General features: G+C 67.9%; 16 protein-coding genes and 4 tRNA genes. 8 read left to right on the top strand and 12 right to left on the bottom strand.

What is annotated here, in order from left to right; genetic code table 11:
- Nucleotides 1-157: 157 nt before the first annotated feature.
- Together KUD94_RS02830 and pdxH are read left to right on the top strand one after the other, a co-directional pair.
- On the top strand, nucleotides 158-778 hold the full coding sequence (locus KUD94_RS02830) for a gamma-glutamylcyclotransferase (RefSeq protein ID WP_218238377.1): 621 nt from the start codon (nucleotides 158-160) through the stop codon (nucleotides 776-778).
- Complete coding sequence (pdxH, locus tag KUD94_RS02825) at nucleotides 775-1428, top strand: pyridoxamine 5'-phosphate oxidase (RefSeq protein ID WP_218238376.1); 654 nt, start codon at nucleotides 775-777, stop codon at nucleotides 1426-1428. Before KUD94_RS02830 ends, pdxH begins: the two co-directional genes overlap by 4 nt.
- 49 nt (nucleotides 1429-1477) lie before the next feature.
- Here pdxH and uvrC read toward each other — a convergent pair whose 3' ends face one another.
- Nucleotides 1478-3439 (bottom strand): excinuclease ABC subunit UvrC, encoded by a 1962-nt coding sequence (uvrC, locus tag KUD94_RS02820; protein WP_218238375.1) that lies wholly within the window; start codon nucleotides 3437-3439, stop codon nucleotides 1478-1480.
- A 149-nt stretch (nucleotides 3440-3588) separates the two neighbouring features.
- Here uvrC and KUD94_RS02815 point away from each other — a divergent pair, with 149 nt between their 5' ends.
- Nucleotides 3589-4725: a GGDEF domain-containing protein gene (locus KUD94_RS02815; RefSeq protein WP_255568979.1), complete on the top strand. Its 1137-nt coding sequence runs from the start codon at nucleotides 3589-3591 to the stop codon at nucleotides 4723-4725.
- A gap of 81 nt (nucleotides 4726-4806) precedes the next feature.
- Nucleotides 4807-4882 (top strand) — tRNA-Ala (locus KUD94_RS02810).
- A 231-nt stretch (nucleotides 4883-5113) separates the two neighbouring features.
- On the opposite strand, the gene KUD94_RS02805 is transcribed toward KUD94_RS02810, so the two are convergent.
- The 9 genes from KUD94_RS02805 to folC form a co-directional block, all read right to left on the bottom strand.
- Nucleotides 5114-5189, bottom strand: a tRNA-Ala gene (locus tag KUD94_RS02805).
- Nucleotides 5190-5195: 6 nt separating this feature from the next.
- Nucleotides 5196-5272, bottom strand: a tRNA-Asp gene (locus KUD94_RS02800).
- A gap of 51 nt (nucleotides 5273-5323) precedes the next feature.
- Nucleotides 5324-5399: transfer RNA gene (locus KUD94_RS02795), tRNA-Glu, on the bottom strand.
- Between the two features lie 156 nt (nucleotides 5400-5555).
- On the bottom strand, nucleotides 5556-6965 hold the full coding sequence (gene gltX, locus KUD94_RS02790; protein WP_218238374.1) for a glutamate--tRNA ligase: 1410 nt from the start codon (nucleotides 6963-6965) through the stop codon (nucleotides 5556-5558).
- Nucleotides 6962-8182 carry an O-succinylhomoserine sulfhydrylase gene (locus KUD94_RS02785; protein ID WP_218238373.1) on the bottom strand — a complete coding sequence of 407 codons (1221 nt, stop codon included), beginning with the start codon at nucleotides 8180-8182 and terminating at the stop codon, nucleotides 6962-6964. The genes gltX and KUD94_RS02785 overlap by 4 nt, the downstream gene beginning before the upstream one ends.
- 101 nt (nucleotides 8183-8283) lie before the next feature.
- Nucleotides 8284-9789 carry an amidophosphoribosyltransferase gene (purF, locus tag KUD94_RS02780; RefSeq protein ID WP_218238372.1) on the bottom strand — a complete coding sequence of 502 codons (1506 nt, stop codon included), beginning with the start codon at nucleotides 9787-9789 and terminating at the stop codon, nucleotides 8284-8286.
- A gap of 27 nt (nucleotides 9790-9816) precedes the next feature.
- The gene (locus KUD94_RS02775; RefSeq protein WP_218238371.1) at nucleotides 9817-10314 is read right to left on the bottom strand and encodes a CvpA family protein; all 498 of its coding nucleotides are present in this window, start codon (nucleotides 10312-10314) and stop codon (nucleotides 9817-9819) included.
- Between the two features lie 173 nt (nucleotides 10315-10487).
- Complete coding sequence (locus KUD94_RS02770; RefSeq protein WP_370625883.1) at nucleotides 10488-11288, bottom strand: SPOR domain-containing protein; 801 nt, start codon at nucleotides 11286-11288, stop codon at nucleotides 10488-10490.
- Between the two features lie 119 nt (nucleotides 11289-11407).
- Nucleotides 11408-12868, bottom strand: coding sequence for a bifunctional tetrahydrofolate synthase/dihydrofolate synthase (gene folC, locus KUD94_RS02765; protein WP_218238369.1), 1461 nt, complete (start codon nucleotides 12866-12868; stop codon nucleotides 11408-11410).
- 58 nt (nucleotides 12869-12926) lie between these two features.
- Between folC and KUD94_RS02760 the strand changes: the two genes are divergently transcribed.
- From KUD94_RS02760 to argG, 3 genes are all read left to right on the top strand, one after another.
- A complete protein-coding gene (locus KUD94_RS02760; protein ID WP_218238368.1) occupies nucleotides 12927-13292 on the top strand; it encodes a Spx/MgsR family RNA polymerase-binding regulatory protein in 366 nt (121 codons plus the stop codon).
- 124 nt (nucleotides 13293-13416) lie between these two features.
- Nucleotides 13417-14091 carry a glycine zipper 2TM domain-containing protein gene (locus KUD94_RS02755; protein WP_218238367.1) on the top strand — a complete coding sequence of 225 codons (675 nt, stop codon included), beginning with the start codon at nucleotides 13417-13419 and terminating at the stop codon, nucleotides 14089-14091.
- Between the two features lie 108 nt (nucleotides 14092-14199).
- Entirely contained in the window at nucleotides 14200-15543 is a 1344-nt protein-coding gene (argG, locus tag KUD94_RS02750) for an argininosuccinate synthase (protein WP_218238366.1), read from the top strand.
- An 89-nt stretch (nucleotides 15544-15632) separates the two neighbouring features.
- Here the strand turns inward: argG and KUD94_RS02745 are convergent, their stop codons facing one another.
- The gene (locus KUD94_RS02745) at nucleotides 15633-16313 is read right to left on the bottom strand and encodes a 7-cyano-7-deazaguanine/7-aminomethyl-7-deazaguanine transporter (protein WP_370625882.1); all 681 of its coding nucleotides are present in this window, start codon (nucleotides 16311-16313) and stop codon (nucleotides 15633-15635) included.
- Nucleotides 16314-16447: 134 nt separating this feature from the next.
- The gene (murB, locus tag KUD94_RS02740; RefSeq protein WP_218238365.1) at nucleotides 16448-17530 is read right to left on the bottom strand and encodes a UDP-N-acetylmuramate dehydrogenase; all 1083 of its coding nucleotides are present in this window, start codon (nucleotides 17528-17530) and stop codon (nucleotides 16448-16450) included.
- A 65-nt stretch (nucleotides 17531-17595) separates the two neighbouring features.
- Between murB and KUD94_RS02735 the strand changes: the two genes are divergently transcribed.
- The gene (locus KUD94_RS02735) at nucleotides 17596-18081 is read left to right on the top strand and encodes a YajQ family cyclic di-GMP-binding protein (protein WP_218238364.1); all 486 of its coding nucleotides are present in this window, start codon (nucleotides 17596-17598) and stop codon (nucleotides 18079-18081) included.
- Nucleotide 18082 lies beyond the last annotated feature (1 nt).

Raw genomic sequence — 18082 nt, 5'->3', positions numbered from 1 at the left:
AGACCACCTGCGTGCTGCGCAGATGGCCCCGTGAATGCCTGCATTCTAGTGCCCGCCTCCAAGCCGCCGCCAGGGGCGGCGCAGCCCGGGCCGGCGCGCCGGGGCAGTGGCTGCACGCCAGGCGCGTGCGGCGCAACCCTAGAATCAGGCGCAAGCCATGAGCGCCACCGCACCCTCTTTTCACGACGATCCCGGCGACGTCTGCGACGCGCTTGCGCAGCGCATCCTGCAGCAGTGGCGGGCGCGCGGCGAAGACCTCTGGGTCTTTGGCTACGGCTCACTGATCTGGCGCCCTGACCTGCCCTACAGCGAGCAGCGCCCCGCCGCCGTGCACGGCTGGCACCGCGCGCTGCAGATGTGGAGCCGGGTCAACCGCGGCACGCACGAGCAGCCCGGCCTGGTGTTTGCACTGCTCTCGGGCGGCAGCTGCCGGGGCGTAGCCTTCCGGGTGCCGCAGGCGCAGGTCGCCGCGGTCTTTCCGCAACTGTGGCGGCGCGAGATGCCGCTGCCCGTCTATGAGCCGCGCTGGCTGCGCTGCCGCACCGCCGGCGGCGAGGTGCAGGCGCTGGGCTTTACGCTCTCGCGCGCGCATCCGGCCTGGACCGGCGCGCTCTCGGACGCCGACTACCAGCGCATCTTCCAAAGCGCCCGGGGGCGCTATGGCAGCACGCGCGACTACGCCGAGCAGACGCTGCACGAGCTGCGCCGGCGCGGCATCCGCGACCGGGCGCTGGAGCGCATCGTCGGCATCGCGGGCGCGGGCACAATCACGCCATGAACAGCCCATCGTCCGCCGCCTCCATCGCCGATCTGCACCAGAGCTATGAGCGCTCGGCGCTCAGCGAGGACGCCTGCGACAGCGACCCGCTGCGCCAGTTCGGCCTGTGGCTCACGCAGGCGCTGGACGCGGGCGTGGCCGACGCCAACGCCATGACCCTGGCCACCGTGGGCAGCGACCTGCGCCCGAGCACGCGCGTGGTGCTGATCAAGGGCTATGACGAGCGCGGCATCGTCTTCTTCACCAACTACGACAGCCGCAAGGGCCATGAACTGGCCGGCAACCCCTTCGCGGCGCTGCAGTTTCACTGGGTACCGCTGGAGCGCGTGGTGCGCATCGAAGGGCGGACAGAGCAGGTCAGCAGCGCGGAAAGCGACGAATACTTTCACAGCCGCCCGCTGGATTCGCGCATCGGCGCCTGGGCCAGCCCGCAAAGCCAGGTGATCGCCGAGCGCGCGCTGCTGGAGCAGCGCGTAGCGCACTACAGCGCGCATTTCGGCAGCGCGCCGCCGCGCCCGCCGCACTGGGGCGGCTATCGCCTGCAGCCCGACCGCTGGGAATTCTGGCAGGGCCGCCGCAGCCGGCTGCACGACCGCCTGCGCTACCGGCTGGGGCCGCAAGGCTGGCTGCTGGAGCGCCTGGCCCCCTGACCGGGGCCCGGCCGCGCAAAAAGCCGCACGCCGGTGCGGCGTGGCCGCGTCAGCGTAGTGCCCGGTAGATGGTCTCGGCGAGCTGGCGCGAGATGCCGTCCACCGTCATCAAGTCCGCCACGCTCGCATCCTGCACGCCGCGCGCGCCGCCAAAGCGCTGCAGCAGCCGCGCGCGCCGGCGCGGCCCTATGCCAGGGATGTCCTCCAGCCGACTGCCGCCGGTGCGCACCTTGGCGCGCGCCGCGCGCATGCCGGTGATGGCAAAGCGGTGCGCCTCGTCGCGGATCTGGGCAACCAGCATCAGCGCCGCCGAATCGTGGCCCAGGTACACCTTCTCGCGCCCGTCGGCAAACACCAGCTCTTCCAGGCCGACCTTGCGCCCCTCGCCCTTTTCCACGCCGACGATGCGCGAGATGTCCAGGCCCAGCGCTTCAAAGACCTCGCGCGCCATCGCCACCTGGCCGCGCCCGCCGTCGATCAGCACCAGATCGGGCAGGCGCAGCTCGCGGCGCGTGACCTCGATGCCGCCCGCCTCCTGCTGCGCCCGCGCCAGCGGCGCGTAGCGGCGCTCGAGCACCTGGCGCATCGCGGCGTAGTCGTCGCCCGGCGTGATGCCCTCGATCTTGTAGCGCCGGTAGGCGCCGTGCTGCATCTTGTGGTGCTGGAACACCACGCAGGAGGCGCGCGTCTGCTCGCCCGCGGTGTGCGAGATGTCAAAGCACTCGGCGGTGAGCTCGTCGAGGTTTTGCACGTCCAGACCCAGCGCCTCGGCCAGCGCATGGGTGCGCGCCTGCTGCGAGCCCTCTTCGGCCAGCAGGCGCGCAAGCTGGATCTTCGCGTTGGCCAGCGCCATCTCCAGCCACACCCGCCGCTGCTCGCGCGGCTGGTGCACGGCAGAGACGCGCACGCCGCTTTGCTCGCTCAGCGCCTGCACCAGCGCCGGGTCCACCGGCTCGCTGGTGATGAGCACCGGCGGCACCGCGACATCCAGGTAATGCTGGGCGATAAAGGCTTCGAGCACCTGCACCGCCACCTGCGCGCCCACGCCCTGCGCGCTGCGCGCCGCATCTTCGGCCTCTTCGGCGCTGTACACGCCCGTGGCTTCTTCCACCTGCGTGGGGAAGTAGGCCCGGTCGCCCAAGTGGCGCCCACCGCGCACCATGGCAAGATTGACGCAGGCGCGGCCGCCTTCCACGCGCACCGCCAGGATGTCCACATCCTTGTCGCCCACGCTCTCTACCGCCTGCTGGTGCAGCACGCGCGAGAGCGCGGTGATCTGGTTGCGCACCGCGGCGGCCTGCTCGAACTCCAGCTTTTCGGCGTGCGCCAGCATGCGCGCCTCCAGCTTCTTGAGCAGCTCGTCGGTTTCGCCGCGCAGCAGCGCCTCGGCGCCGCGCACGTCCTCGGCGTAGTCCTCGGGCGAGATGTAGCCCACGCAGGGCGCGCTGCAGCGCTTGATCTGGTAGAGCAGACAGGGCCGCGTGCGGTGCGCGAACACCGTGTCCTCACAGGTGCGCAGGCGAAACACCTTCTGGATCAGCTCTATCGTCTGCTTGACCGCCCAGCCATTGGGGTAAGGGCCGAAGTAGCGGTTCTTCTTGTCCACGCTGCCGCGGTAGTAGGAGATGCGCGGATAGCGCTGCGAGGGGTCGTCCGTCGTGCCGTCCCTGGCTGCCACGCCGCTGATCTTCAGATAGGGGTAGCTCTTGTCGTCGCGAAAGAGGATGTTGTACTTGGGGTGCTGGGTCTTGATGAGGTTGTTTTCCAGCAGCAGCGCCTCGGCCTCGGAGCGCACCACCGTGGTCTGCAGCCGCGCGATCTTGCTCACCATGTGACCGGTGCGCGTGCCGCCGTGCTGCTTGCTGAAGTAGCTGGCCACGCGGCGCTTGAGGTTGCGCGCCTTGCCCACGTACAGCAGCTGGTCCTGCGCGTCAAAGTAGCGGTACACGCCCGGCAGCGGCGGCAGCGCCGCTACCTGAGCCAGCAGTTCGTCGGAATGCAGCTTGGACATGGCGCTATTGTCGCGGGCGCGTGCCGGCCTCTTCGAACCAAGGGATTACACCCATCGGGCAAGGCTCGGGCCACGACCATTGCCAGTTAGGATGCCTCGCCAACACCCTCCAGGAGCGCGGGCGACAGCTCCCGCAGCCCGAACGCACGATGTCCGGCCTCGACCCACGCTCGATCATTCTCGTCGCCACCCTCATGGGCGCCCTCATGGCCGTCGTGCTGTGGTTCATGCGCCGGCACTATCCGGCCCATATCCATGGCATCGGCTACTGGGCGATCTCGCCCGCGCTGTGGGTAGTGGCCGCGCTGCTGTTCGGCAACCGCAACGCCGGCTGGCCCGCCGCGCTCACCGTGGTGCTGGCCAATCTGCTGCTGATGCTGGGCGCCATCGCCTACCTCGTCGGCTGCCAACGCTTCTTCAAGCGGCCGCAGCGTTGGAGAGCCTGGTTGGCCGTAGCCGGGGCCGCCAGCCTGGGCCTGGCCTGGCTGACCCACGTCCAGCCCAGCTACACGGCGCGGCTCATCGTGATCACTGCGGTGCTCATCGGCATTTACCTGTCCAACCTCTTGCTCCTGCTGCGCCACGGCGGCAATCGCTTGCCCGTGCGCTTGGTCGAGATCACGCTCGCCGCCCACATCGCCGCGCTGCTGGTGCGCCTGCTCACCGCAGCCACCGGGCTCGCGGGCGAGGAAATGTATGAAACATCGGCGATCCAGATCGCCTACATCGGCGCCTTCGTCGTCGCTCAACTGTTTTACGCCATCGGCGCCGTGCTCATGGCCACCGACCGCCTGGTGACCGAGCTGGAGCACCTGGCCACCTGCGACCCGCTGACGCAGGTGCTCAACCGCCGGGCCGTGCTGCAGCAGTGCCACGATGAACTGCTGCGCAGCCAGCGCAGTGGCCGCGGCCCGGCCCTGCTGATGCTGGACCTGGACAACTTCAAGGCGATCAACGACACCCACGGACACCAGCACGGCGACGCCGTCTTGCGCCATTTCACGGGCCGCGTGCAAGCCGTGCTGCGCGGCGCCGACCGCATCGGGCGCTACGGCGGCGAGGAGTTCGTCCTGCTGCTGCCCGAAACGGGGGCCGACGATGCGATGAAGGCGGCCGACCGCGTGCACGCGGCGCTCGCCAGCGGGCATGCGCTCGATTGCCAGCTCAGCATCGGGCTGACCACCTGGCAAGGCAGGCAGGACACGCTGGAGCACATGCTGGCCCGCGCTGACCGGGCGCTCTACCAGGCCAAGGAGCAAGGACGCAACCGCAGCTGCCGCGCCTGAGACCGCCGCTGGGCGCGACGAAAGACTTGCCGCACTTGCGCCGAACCCGGCGCAAATTGCACTACAATTGCCCTCCTTTGTGGGGGGGTAGCTCAGCTGGGAGAGCGCCGCGTTCGCAATGCGGAGGTCGGGAGTTCGATCCTCCTCCTCTCCACCACGATTGCAAAAAACCAACCGCCTTCGGTTGGTTTTTTTTCGCCACGGCCTTCGGTACAAGCCAAGGTTCGGGTCGTGCCGCAACAGAGAAAGAAGGGGGCCCGCAAGGCGGCAGATGATCCTGCTGCCTGCGCCGCATGTCCCTTGCGCCCTGTCTTGTCATCACGCGGGGCCGCGCCGCAAGCCGAGCCGAGCAAAAAAAAGGCCAACCGCGAACGGTTGGCCTGTGGATTGGTGGAGGTAAGCGGGATCGAACCGCTGACCTCTTGCATGCCATGCAAGCGCTCTCCCAGCTGAGCTATACCCCCGAATTGTGGCGGAGTGGACGGGACTCGAACCCGCGACCCCCGGCGTGACAGGCCGGTATTCTAACCAACTGAACTACCACTCCAGCACAGCTTTTGTTGCTCTGATAAACAGAGCAACCAAGTGCTGTACAACTTGGCGACCCTACGGGGATTCGAACCCCGGTACCCACCGTGAAAGGGTGGTGTCCTAGGCCTCTAGACGATAGGGTCAAAACCTGAGACAAATCTTTCGGTAGCGGCCGGTAGCTGTTACTGCCCGCTTCGCGTACACGACGCAAAAGCGCGCTTTCAAGCCCCTTCCCGCTGGATCAGACCCAATCTTCACCTGGTCGTCTCCACCAAAGACGCGCATTGTAGCGTGGATTTTCAGCGGTTTTGCAGTCGCGCGAGGATTTTTTCACGACCCAGCAGTTCCAGCACCGCGTCCACCGACGGCGTGTGCGCGACGCCCATGGTGAGCACGCGCAGCGGCATGGCGAGCTGCGGCATCTTGATGCCCTGGGCCTTCAACACGCCCTTGATGGCGGCGTTGATGGCTTCGCGCGTCCACTGGACCGACTCGATGGCCTCGGCAAAGGCGGCCAGCGGAGCCTGGGCGGCGTCGTTCAGGTGCTGGGCGGCATCCTCGACATTGCGCTCGATCGCATCGAGGTAGAAGAGCCGCGCCCAGCGGGCCAGGTCCACCAGGGTGTCGCAGCGGTCCTTGAACAGGGCGCAGATGCGCGGCAGGCGATCGTCGGCATCGAGCTGCGCCTCGCTCACGCCCTCTTGCAACACGAAGGGGCGCACGCGCCGCGCCAGGTCTTCGTCGGCCAGCGCCTTCAGATGCTGGGCGTTGACCCAGCGCAGTTTGGCTTCGTCAAACTGCCCGGCGCTCTTGCCCAGGTGGTTGAGGTTGAACCATTCAAGAAACTCCGCGCGGCTGAAGATTTCGTCGTCGCCGTGGCTCCAGCCCAGGCGCGCGAGGTAATTGACCATGGCGTCGGGCAGAAAGCCCGCGTCGCGGTACCAGGTGACGGGCTTGGCGCCTCGGCGCTTGCTCATCTTTTCGCCGTCTTCATTGAGCACCGTGGGCAGGTGGGCAAAGACCGGCGGCTCAACGCCCAGCGCCTGGTAGATGTGGATCTGGCGCGGGGTGTTGTTGACGTGGTCGTCACCGCGAATCACGTGGGTGATCGCCATGTCCATGTCGTCCACGCAGACGCAGAAGTTGTAGGTCGGCGTGCCGTCGGGGCGGGCGATGACCAGGTCGTCGAGCTCGCTGTTCTGGAACTCGATGCGGCCCTTGCATTGATCGTCCCAGCCCACTGTGCCGGTTTGCGGCGTCTTGAAGCGCAGTACGGGCTGCACGCCCTCGGGGATGGGCGGCAGGGTCTTGCCCGGCTCGGGGCGCCAGGTGCCGTCGTAGCGCGGCTTTTCCTTGGCTGCGGTCTGGCGCTCGCGCAGGGCGTCGAGCTCTTGCACGCTCATGTAGCAGGGGTAGACGTGGCCGCTGGCCTTGAGCTGCTCGAGCACCGCCTTGTAGCGCTCCATGCGCTGCATCTGGTAGTAGGGGCCTTCGTCGATGTCGAGCTCGAGCCACTGCATGCCTTCGAGGATGACGTCCACTGCCTCTTGCGTGGAGCGCTCCAGGTCGGTGTCTTCGATGCGCAGGATGAATTGCCCGCCCATGGCGCGCGCATAAGCCCAGGGGTAGAGCGCCGAGCGAATGTTGCCCAGGTGGATGAAGCCGGTGGGCGAAGGGGCGAAGCGGGTGCGTACTTTCTTTTCTGTCATGCCAGGGTGTCCAGGCCGCGCAGCAGGTCGGCCTTGAGATCGTCCATGTGTTCCAGCCCCATCGAGATGCGGATCAGGCCTTGCTTGACGCCGGCGGCCTGACGCTGCTCTTCCGAGAGGCGCCCGTGCGAGGTGCTGGCGGGGTGGGTGATGGTGGTCTTCACGTCGCCGAGGTTGGCGGTGACCGAGCATACGCGCGTGCGATCGATCACGTGAAAGGCGTTGGCGCGCAGTTGCTCGGGCGTGTGGCCGACCACGTCAAACGCCAGCACCGTGCCGCCCATGCCGCTTTGCTGGCGCATGGCCAGTTCGTGCTGCGGATGGCTCTTGAGGCCCGGATAGTGCACGGCGGCGACCTTGGGGTGGTCTTGCAGCCAGGTGGCCAGCTCCAGCGCGGCGGCGCTTTCGGCCTTGACGCGCAGCGCCAGGGTTTCCAGCCCCTTCAAGACCACCCAGGCGTTGAATGGCGAGAGGTTGAGCCCGCCGCTGCGCAAAAAGGTGCCCATCACGCCGTCGACGAGTTTTTGCGTGCCGCAGACCGCGCCGGCCATCACCCTGCCCTGCCCGTCGATCAGCTTGGTGCCCGAATGCACGACGAGATCGGCGCCGAACTCGATGGGGCGCTGCAGCACCGGCGAGGCAAAGCTGTTGTCCACCGCCAGCAGCGCGCCCGCGCCGTGGGCGATGTCGGCAAGCTGAGCGATGTCGCACAGGTCGGTCAGTGGGTTGGTCGGCGTTTCGGCAAACAGCAGTCGGGTGTTGGGCTTCACCGCCGCTCGCCAGGCGGACACGTCGGTTTGCGCGACGAAACTGGTCTCCACGCCAAAGCGCGCCATCTCGCTGCCCAGCAGCTTCATGGTGGAGCCGAACATGGATTGCGAGGCGATCACGTGGTCGCCCGCCTTGAGCGTGGTCAGCGCCACCAGCAAGATGGCCGCCATGCCGGTGGCGGTGGCCACGGCGCATTCGGTGCCTTCCATGTGCGCCAGGCGCTGCTCGAAACTGGCCACCGTGGGGTTGGCGGTGCGGGTGTAGGTGTAGCCGGGCTCTTCCCTGGCAAAGCGGCGCGCGGCGCTTTCACAGTCGTGCTGCACGAAGCTGCTGGTCAGGTACAGCGCCTCGCTGTGTTCGCCGTAGCTGCTGCGCGCAACGGCGGCGCGCACGGCGTAGGTTTCGGGGTGCAGTCCCTCGGGCAGGTCGGAGATGGGTTCAGACATGGTTCTTCCAAAACAGGAGCTGTCAGCGCTTGCGCAGCAACGAATTGCCAATGGTTTGTATCTGAGAACCCATAATGGCAAGCGCTGGCCGCTCTCTTTTTTTATGCAGTCTCGGCGTTGGGCAGCGAGAGGCGCGACATTGCGACGCCTTCATCATCGCCCAACGCGCTGCGCTCGGCACGCAGCGCTGCGAGGTCTGCGGCGCTCAGGCCGGTGATGTAGCGGCCGTCAAAGCACGAGGCTTCAAAGCCCTGCACGCCCGGGTTGGCCTGGCCGATGGCGCGCTTCATCGCTTCCAGATCCTGGTAGATCAGCGCGTCGCAGCCTATCCAGGCGCGGATTTCATCGACGCTGCGGCCGTTGGCGATCAGCTCTTCGCTGGTCGGCATGTCTATGCCATAGACGTTGGGATGGCGCACCGGCGGCGCGGCCGAGGCGAGATACACCTTGCTCGCGCCCGCGTCGCGCGCCATCTGCACGATCTCGCGCGACGTCGTGCCGCGCACGATGGAGTCGTCGACCAGCAGCACGCGCTTGCCCTTGAATTCACTGCCTATGGCGTTGAGCTTCTGGCGCACCGACTTCTTGCGCGTGGCCTGGCCCGGCATGATGAAGGTGCGTCCCACATAGCGGTTCTTCACGAAGCCCTCGCGGTAGGGCAGCCCGAGCCTTTGCGCCAGTTGCATGGCGCTGGGGCGGCTCGATTCGGGCACCGGAATGACCGCGTCGATCTCGGCCGGCGGCACCGTGGAGATCACCCGCTTGGCCAGGGTTTCGCCCATGTTCAGCCGCGCCTGGTAGACCGAGATGCCGTCCATCACCGAGTCTGGCCGCGCCAGGTACACGTATTCGAAGATGCAGGGGTGCAGCTCGGCGTGCTGGGCGCACTGGGCCGATTCCACCTGGCCATCGCTGCGCACCACGACGGCCTCGCCCGGCGCGATGTCGCGCGTCAGGTGCAGCGACGTGCCCTCCAGCGCCACCGATTCGCTGGCCACCATCACCGTGCCATCGTCGCCCCGGCCCAGGCACAGCGGACGAATGCCGAAGGGATCGCGAAACGCCAGCAGGCCGAAACCCGCGATCAGCGCCACCACGGCGTAGGAGCCCTGCACGCGCCGATGCACCGCGCGCACCGCATCGAAGACCTGCGCAGACTGCAGCCGGTTGCCGCTGCTGGTGCGCGCCAGCTCGTGCGCCAGCACGTTCAGCAGCACTTCGGTGTCGCTGCCGGTGTTGGTGTGGCGGTGGTCGTTGTCGAACAGTTCGCGGCGCAGCGCGTGGGCATTGGTCAGGTTGCCGTTATGCGCCAGCACGATGCCGAACGGCGCGTTGACGTAGAACGGCTGGGCTTCCTCTTCGCTGGTGCTGCTGCCTGCCGTCGGGTAGCGCACTTGCCCCAGGCCCGCGTTGCCCGGCAGCGCGCGCATGTTGCGCGTGCGAAACACGTCGCGCACCATGCCCTTGGCCTTGTGCATGAAGAACTTGCGCTCCTGCTCGGTGACGATGCCGCTTGCGTCCTGCCCGCGGTGCTGCAGCAGCAGCAAGGCGTCATAAATCAGTTGATTGACGGCCGACTGGCCAACCACGCCCACGATTCCACACATCGCTTGTTTCCTTCGTCCGCTTGCGCGTCAGTGCTCCGGGCCGGAGAGATGGCGCAGCCACTCCTGCGCCGGCGCCACGCCGGCCTGCGCCACAGTGTCTTGCAGCAGCGCCGCCATGCGCGAGTCCTGCCACCACGGCTGCTGCACCAGCGGGGTGTGCAGCGCCAGCCAGGTAGCCAGCAGCAGCAGCGCCACGCCGCGCACCAGGCCAAACAGTGCGCCCAGCGCGCGGTCGGCCGGGCGCAGGCCCGCCACCAGCATCAGCTTGCGCGCCAGTGTCGCCAGCAGGCCGCAGGCAAACACCGTGACCACGAACACCAGCCCGAAGCCTGCGGCCGGGCGCCAGGCGGCCTGGGCCTCGCCCAACGGCAGGAGCTCGCCAAGCGACGCACCCCAGGCACGCGCCAAAAAGAAAGCCAGCACCCAGCCGACCAGCGACAGCAGCTCGAAGACCAGGCCACGCCAGGCGCCCAGCACGAAGGACACCACAAGCACCGCGAGCAAGCCCCAATCGAGTGCGGCCATGGCAATGCGGGCGTGCGCTGGCGCCCGCCGTCAGCGCCCCACACCAGGGCGACCGTGCGCCGGCGCACCCGCGTGCTCGCTGCATGCCATGGCAAGCGCCGCCGCACCGGCCCTGGCAAGGGGGCGCAAGCCTGCACGGCGCTGGGGCGATGCCTTCATTGAGATTGCGACTGCTAGAGCGTGAGCACCACGCCGTCAAGCCCCAGGCCCTTGACGCGCTCGAGCACCTTGCCCGCTTCGGCGCGGCTGCCGAAGGGCCCGACGCGCACCCGCGTGGTGCGCACCCCGCCCTTGCCCTGAATGTCTTGCGCATAGGTCTTGATGCCGGCGCGCTCGAGCTGGGCGCGCACCTCGCGCACCTTGCCTTGGTCGGCATAGGCACCGACCTGGACGATGTAGCGCTCGCCCTGGCCCGCTGCCGCAGCGGCCGGCGCCGCAGCACTCGCGACGGCGGCGGGCGCATGCCCTTCGAGCAGTGCGCGGGCGCGCTGCGCCTCGCTGCTGGGGGCGGGCGCCGGTGCGGGAGTGGCCTTGGCCGGTTCTGCCTTCGGTTCGGGCTTGTGGTCGGGCTTGGGCTCGGGCCGGGGCTGTGCCTTGACTTCGGTCTTGGCTTCGGGTTTGTGCTCTGCCCCGGCTGCCGCGCTCGCCGCGTCGGGCGCTGGCTTGTGCGCCGCGCCCGCCTCCGCATCCGGCCGCGGCGCCGACTCGGCGGCCCTGGGCGCGCTCGCCTCCAGCTGTTCTTCGCCCGGCGTCAGGCCGGCGTTGGCCAGCGGCGGCTCGGGCTCGGCAAGCGGGCGCGCGGTACCCACGACCAGGGGCGCGGCCGTATTGCGATCGGGGATGTCCATGGCCACGTTCACCGCCACGGTGCGCGGTTCGGTATCGAACACCAGCGGAAAGACGATGATGCCCACCAGTACCAGCAGCGCCGAACCCATCAGGCGATGGCGGGCATTGCGGCGCAACTCTTCCATGCTTTGGGCCTGCGCCTGCGCGGCGCGACCCCGCTTTGGCGGCGCGGCCCTGGCCGGCTCTTGCGCTCGGGGGGTCCAGGGGAACTTGAAAAATGCCATGAAAACCGGCGCCTGCCAGGTCAGAGGTCGAAGTGCTTGCCGTGCATCTGCGGCACGCCGTTCTTGAGGATGCCGCCGACCGTGTAGAACGATCCGAAGACGACGATTCTATCAGTGAGCCTGGAGGCGGCCAGGGCCGCATCCAGCGCCGCCTGCGGCTCGGCAAACACCTCGCTCTTGACGATGCGCCGCCCGCCCCCGCCCTCGCCGCTGCTGCCCCGGCGCGAGCGCGTGACCGACAGGTGCGGCTTGTCGTCCTGCTGCTTCAGCGCCTCGCTCAGGTCCATGCGCGGCGCGTCGTTCTGCATCGCCTGGGCGGGCGCGTGCAGTGCCTCCTGCCGGGCGTGAAAGCGCTCCCAGCGCTGCTGCAGGTGCTCCGCGGTTTCGGCGCGCGGCGTAGGCAGATCGGTGAAATACCAGCGGTCGATCAGCGGCCCCATCTTCTCGAAGATGCCGGTGATGTCCTTGTCGGCCATCGCCCCGAACACCGCATGCGTGAGCCGGAAATGCCCCATGGTGCTCATGCTGGCGGCAAGGGTTGCCACCGCATGCGGGTTGTGCGCGACGTCGAGCACCACCACCGGCTGGCCGGGCGCCACCTCGAAGCGCCCGGGCAGCTCCACCAGCGCCAGGCCGGCGCGCACCGCCTGCGCCGAGATCGGCAGCTTGTCGCGTATCGCCTCCAGCGCTGCCAGCGCCCCGGAGGCGTTGAACAACTGGTTGGCACCGCGCAGCGCCGGATAAGCCATGCCGGCATAGCGCCGCCCGCGCCCGGCCCAGGACCACTGCAGCTTGTCGCCCGAGTAGTTGAAGTCCGTGCCGAAGCGCCACAAGTGCGCGCCGATGGCCGCCGCATGCTCGATCACGCTCTCGGGCGGCAGCGGGTCGCAGACCACCACCGGCTTGCCGGCGCGCATGATGCCGGCCTTCTCGCGGCCTATGCTCTCGCGGTCCGGCCCCAGGTATTCGGCGTGGTCGACGTCGATCATGGTGATCACCGCGCAGTCGGCGTCGATCACGTTCACCGCGTCCAGGCGCCCGCCCATGCCCACTTCGAGCACCGCCACATCGACCCTGGCCTGGCTGATCAGGCGCAGGATGGCGAGCGTGGTGAACTCGAAGTAGGTGAGCTGCACCTCTGTGCCCTCGGTGCGCGCGCGCTCCACGGCCTCGAAATGCGGCAGCAAATCCTCGGCCTTCACGGTTTCGCCGTGGATGCGGCAGCGCTCCTCGAAGTGCACCAGATGCGGCGAGGTATAGACGCCCGGCCGGTAGCCGGCCTGCAGCGCCACCGCCTCGATCATCGCGCAGGTAGAGCCCTTGCCGTTGGTGCCGGCCACGGTGATCACCGGGCAGTCCAGGCGCAGGGCCATGCGCTCTTTCACCAGCGCCACGCGCTCCAGGCCCATCTCTATGGTGTGCGGGTGCAGCTGCTCGCAGTAGGCAAGCCAGCCGTCCAGGGTATCGGGTAAGGTGTGCATACGCGGCGATTGTGCTGCAGCGCCCGTTCGTGGCGACACTGTTCAGGCGAGTATCCCCATGCCCATCACGCTCTACGGCATTGCCCATTGCGACACCGTCAAGAAGGCCCGCGCCTGGCTGGCCGAACACGGTGTGGCCTACGTCTTTCACGACTTCAAGACCCAGGGCCTGCCCGATGGCGCGCCCGAATGCTGGGCGCAGGCCGTCGGCTGGGAAAAGCTTCTGAACCGCCGCGGCAGCACCTGGCGCCGCCTTGACGACGCAGCCCGGGCCGGCGCGCGCGACGCGGCCAGCGCCTGCGCGCTGATGCGTGCCCAGCCCAGCCTGATCAAGCGCCCGGTCGTCCAATGGCGCGACGCCCTCACCGTGGGTTTTGACGCCGCCGACTGGGCCGCGCGCACAGCCCAAGGCAGCGCCGTTTAGGGCAGCGCCATTGAGCTTTTACGCAGCTTTACCCAAGGGATAGCCGGTTTTCACCGATGCAACCTACACTTGCGCCAAGACTCCAAGCTGCACACGCCCAGCCCATCCGAAAGGAGCTTTTGCCATGAAAAAATTGTTCACCCTTGCATTGCTGAGCAGCGCCGCGCTGGCCAGCGCCCATGCCCAGACGCCCCAGGGGCGTGAAATGGGGCGCGTGCTGTCGGTCACGCCGGTATCGCAGCAGGTAGCGGTGCCCCAGCAGGTATGCCACAACGAAACCGTGTACAGCGGCACGCGCCAGACTTCCGGCGCCGGCGCGGTGCTCGGCGCCGTGGCCGGCGGCCTGGTGGGCAATGCCATCGGCGGCGGCAGCGGCCGGGCTCTGGCCACGGCCGCTGGCGTCGTAGGCGGCGCGGTGCTGGGCAACCAGGTCGAAGGCGGCCGCCCCGGCTACCAGGACGTGCAGCGCTGCAGCGTGCAGACGCGCTACGACACCCAGTTCCTCGGCTACGACGTGGTGTATGAATACGGCGGGCGCCAGTACACCACGCGCACCCAGTACGACCCGGGGCAGTGGATTCCCGTGACGGTGCAGCCGGCCACCGCGCCCGTCTACCAGCAACCCCAGGCCCATGGCTATTACGACGCGCCACAAAGCGCCGTGGTCGTGACCGAGACGCCGGTCTATACCAGCCCCGTCTACACCAGCCCCTACTACGGCGCGCCGGCGGTCGATGCCACCATCGAATACCGCAGCGACGGCGGCTGGGACCACGGCTACCGCCGCCGCTGGCGCTGAGCATGCGCGCCTGCCGGGCGCAGCTTGCGGCAGCGCCGCCCTAGAATCGGCGGCTTTGCTACCAACCCTGACAAGCGCGGGGCGCCCTGCCCCGCCGTGCACGCTGCCATGGCAACCATCTTGCAATCGCTTCCCGTCGGCCAGAAGGTCGGCATCGCCTTCTCCGGCGGCCTGGATACATCCGCCGCGCTGCGCTGGATGAAGAACAAGGGCGCGCTGCCCTACGCCTACACGGCCAACCTCGGCCAGCCCGACGAGCAGGACTACGACGCCATCCCGCGCAAGGCCATGGAATACGGCGCCGAGAAGGCCCGCCTGGTCGACTGCCGCACGCAGCTCGCGCAAGAAGGCATCGCCGCCATCCAGTGCGGCGCCTTTCACGTGCGCACCGGCGGAGCCACCTACTTCAACACCACGCCGCTGGGCCGCGCCGTCACGGGCACCATGCTCGTGGCCGCGATGAAAGAGGACGAGGTGCACATCTGGGGCGACGGCTCCACCTTCAAGGGCAACGACATCGAGCGCTTTTACCGCTACGGGCTGCTCACCAACCCGCAACTGAAGATCTACAAACCCTGGCTGGACCAGGCTTTCATCGACGAGCTGGGCGGGCGCGCCGAGATGTCGGCCTTCATGACCCGCGAAGGCTTTGGCTACAAGATGAGCGCCGAAAAGGCCTATTCGACCGACTCCAACATGCTGGGCGCAACCCACGAGGCCAAAGACCTGGAGTACCTCAACAGCAGCATCCGCATCGTCAACCCCATCATGGGCGTGGCCTTCTGGAAGGACGATGTGCCGGTGCAGGCAGAAGAAGTCTCGATCCGCTTCGACGAAGGCCGCCCGGTGGCGCTCAACGGCCACGAGATCGACGACCCGGTGGAGCTCTTCCTCGAAGCCAACCGCATCGGCGGGCGCCACGGCCTCGGAATGTGCGACCAGATCGAGAACCGCATCATCGAAGCCAAGAGCCGCGGCATCTACGAGGCGCCCGGCATGGCGCTCTTGCACATCGCCTACGAGCGCCTGGTCAGCGGCATCCACAACGAAGACACGATAGAGCAATACCGCACCAATGGCCTGAAACTCGGGCGCCTGCTCTACCAGGGTCGCTGGTTCGACCCGCAATCCATCATGCTGCGCGAGACCGCCCAGCGCTGGGTGGCGCGCGCCGTGACCGGCACCGTGGTGCTGGAGCTGCGCCGCGGCAACGACTACTCCGTCCTGAACACCGAAAGCCCCAACCTCACCTACGCGCCCGAGCGCCTGTCGATGGAAAAAGTGGAAGACGCACCGTTCTCCCCGCTGGACCGCATCGGGCAACTCACCATGCGCAACCTGGACATCTCGGACACGCGCGACAAGCTCGGTGTGTATTCGCGCGCGGGGCTGCTCTCGCTTGGGGGCGATGCGGCGCTGGCCCAGCTTGAGGACGGCGGCTCCAGAAAATAAGAATCAAATCGGCCTGCAGCCCTTGCCAGGCAAGCGCCGGCAGCTATCAAAAACGCCAGCCTGAGCGCTGGCGCTTTTGTGTGCGCCGCTCAGCGCGCCAGCGCCACCGGCGGCGCCGGGCGCAGCCAGCGCAGGATGGCGGCCAGCAGCACGCCATAGGCCGGCACAAAGACCGCCAGACTCACGCTCAGCTTGACGGCGTAGTCCACCCAGGCGATCTCGACCCAGTTGGCTGCCATGAAGGCGTCGCTGCTGTGCCAGAAGGCGATCGAGAAGAAAGCTGCGGTATCAAGCCACTGCCCGACCACGGCTGAGGCCGCCGGCGCCAGCCACCAGCGCGGGCTCTTGCGGCGCACCCGATCAAACACCTGGATGTCGAGCAACTGCCCCAGCGCGTAGGCAGCGAAGCTGGCAAACGCAATCCGAGCCACGAAGCTGTTGAAGACGCCAAGCGCCGCCAAACCCTGGAAGGCGCCGCTCTGAAACAACACCCCGACCACGTAGGACGCAAGCAGCGCGGGCAGCATGGCCCGTCCTATCACGCGCCGCGCCGCCTCCTTGCCTATCAGGCGCACCGTGAGGTCGGTCGCAAGAAAGATGAACGGAAAGCTGAATGCGCCCCAGGTGCTGTGAAAGCCGAAGAGCCGCACTGGCAACTGCACCAGGTAATTGCTCGCGATCACGATCACCACGTGCAGCGCGACGAGGATGCAAAGGTAGAGGGGAATGCGCCGCAGGGCGACAGGCGGCGGGGCAGAAAGCAAGCTCACGATGGTCCTTTTTGGATGGGGGCGAGGGAACCCAGGAGCGTGCGATTGTAGCGGCTGCGCACGCCGCAAAAATTACGGCGCTTTATGCCTCTGGCGCTTGCCCGGCAAGCGCCGGCAGCTATCAAAACAGCGAACTACACCACCACGGGCTCGGGCTGCAGGCGGATGCCGAAGCGCTCGTACACGCTGGTCTGGATGGCGCGCGCCAGCGTCATCACCTCGCCGCCGGTGACGCTGGCCTCGGGGTCGCTGCGGTTGCCGCGGTTGACCAGCACCAGCGCCTGCTTCTCGTACACGCCGGCGCGCCCCACGCTCTTGCCGCGCCAGCCGCAGGCGTCGATCAGCCAGCCGGCGGCCAGCTTGATGCTGCCGTCGGGCATGGGGTAGTGCACGATGCGCGGCTCGCGCGCGATGATGTCGCGGCACTGCTCGGGCGTCACCGTCGGGTTCTTGAAAAAGCTGCCGGCGTTGCCCAGCACGCTCGGGTCGGGCAGTTTGGCGGCGCGGATCGCGCAGACCCAGTCGAACACCTGCCGGGCGCTGGGCTCGGTGATGCCGCTTTCCTGCACCTTTTTTTGCAGGTCCAGGTAGTCCAGGTGCGCGCGCCAGGCCTTGGGCAGCGCCAGGCGCACGCTGGTGATGATGGCGCGCCCGGCCAGGCCCATGCCGCGCTCCCATGAGGCGCCTTGGGGCGCTACCGGCGCAGCGTGCTTGAAGACCGAGTCGCGGTAGCCAAAGGCGCACTGGGCGGCGTCGAGCTCGATGCGCTCGCCCGTGAGGCCGTCGATGGCGGCAAGCGAATGAAAGCAATCCTGCAGCTCCACGCCGTAGGCGCCGATGTTCTGCACCGGCGCGGCGCCCACGGTGCCGGGGATCAGCGCCAGGTTTTCCAGTCCCGGCCAGCCCTGGGCCAGGCTCCAGGCGACGAGCTCGTGCCAGACCTCGCCCGCGCCGGCCTCGATGATCCAGGCGCGCGGCGTTTCATCGACCAGGCGCAGCCCGGCGATCTCCATCTTCAGCACCAGCGGCTTGACGTCGCCGGTGAGCACGATGTTGCTGCCCCCGCCGAGCACGAAAAACGGCGCGTGCGCCAGGTCAAAACGCGCAACGGCGGCGCGCACGTCGTCCTCGCTCGCAACGCGCACCAGCGTCAGCGCGCGCGCGGCGATGCCGAAGCTGTTGGCCTGCTGCAGCGGGGCATTCTTCTCGACTAACATCCCGGGGATTGTCGCACCCGCACATTGGCCGCCGGGGCGCGACGCAGCCGCAGGAGAGCAAGCCGATGCCATCGTTCGATACCGTTTGTGAAGCCGATTTCGTCGAGGTGCGAAACGCCGTGGACAACGCCGTCAAGGAGGTCGGCACGCGCTTTGACTTCAAGGGCACGTCTGCCGCGATCGAGCTCAAGGACAAGCAGATCATGCTCACCGGGGACGCCGAGTTCCAGCTGCAGCAACTGCAGGACATCCTGCGCGCCAAGCTCGCCAAGCGCGGCGTGGACGTGCGCTTTCTGGACGTGCAAAAGCCGCAGAAGGCCGGCGGCGACACGCTGCGCCAGGCCATCGACGTGAAGAACGGCATCAACGCCGAGCAGGGCAAGAAGATCCAGAAGCTGATCAAGGACAGCAAGCTCAAGCTGCAGGCCGCGATCCAGGACGGCAAGGTGCGCGTGAGCGGCGCAAAGCGCGACGACTTGCAGGCCGCGATGGCGCTGCTGCGCAAGGAAATGGCCGAGCTGCCGCTGTCGTTTGACAACCTGCGCGATTGAC

Origin of the sequence: Comamonas sp. NLF-1-9 (assembly GCF_019195435.1) — a bacterium.
GTDB lineage: Bacteria > Pseudomonadota > Gammaproteobacteria > Burkholderiales > Burkholderiaceae_C > Comamonas_C.
This window is presented reverse-complemented; position numbering and strand designations above follow the sequence as displayed.

Coding starts and splice junctions, on each gene's coding strand:
- KUD94_RS02815 (WP_255568979.1), top strand. CDS start 3,589: ATGTCCGGCCTCGACCCACGCTCGATCATTCTCGTCGCCACCCTCATG.
- argG (WP_218238366.1), top strand. CDS start 14,200: ATGGCAACCATCTTGCAATCGCTTCCCGTCGGCCAGAAGGTCGGCATC.
- purF (WP_218238372.1), bottom strand. CDS start 9,789: ATGTGTGGAATCGTGGGCGTGGTTGGCCAGTCGGCCGTCAATCAACTG.
- KUD94_RS02770 (WP_370625883.1), bottom strand. CDS start 11,288: ATGGAAGAGTTGCGCCGCAATGCCCGCCATCGCCTGATGGGTTCGGCG.
- KUD94_RS02775 (WP_218238371.1), bottom strand. CDS start 10,314: ATGGCCGCACTCGATTGGGGCTTGCTCGCGGTGCTTGTGGTGTCCTTC.
- KUD94_RS02760 (WP_218238368.1), top strand. CDS start 12,927: ATGCCCATCACGCTCTACGGCATTGCCCATTGCGACACCGTCAAGAAG.
- folC (WP_218238369.1), bottom strand. CDS start 12,868: ATGCACACCTTACCCGATACCCTGGACGGCTGGCTTGCCTACTGCGAG.
- pdxH (WP_218238376.1), top strand. CDS start 775: ATGAACAGCCCATCGTCCGCCGCCTCCATCGCCGATCTGCACCAGAGC.
- gltX (WP_218238374.1), bottom strand. CDS start 6,965: ATGACAGAAAAGAAAGTACGCACCCGCTTCGCCCCTTCGCCCACCGGC.
- KUD94_RS02830 (WP_218238377.1), top strand. CDS start 158: ATGAGCGCCACCGCACCCTCTTTTCACGACGATCCCGGCGACGTCTGC.
- KUD94_RS02755 (WP_218238367.1), top strand. CDS start 13,417: ATGAAAAAATTGTTCACCCTTGCATTGCTGAGCAGCGCCGCGCTGGCC.
- murB (WP_218238365.1), bottom strand. CDS start 17,530: ATGTTAGTCGAGAAGAATGCCCCGCTGCAGCAGGCCAACAGCTTCGGC.
- KUD94_RS02785 (WP_218238373.1), bottom strand. CDS start 8,182: ATGTCTGAACCCATCTCCGACCTGCCCGAGGGACTGCACCCCGAAACC.
- uvrC (WP_218238375.1), bottom strand. CDS start 3,439: ATGTCCAAGCTGCATTCCGACGAACTGCTGGCTCAGGTAGCGGCGCTG.
- KUD94_RS02735 (WP_218238364.1), top strand. CDS start 17,596: ATGCCATCGTTCGATACCGTTTGTGAAGCCGATTTCGTCGAGGTGCGA.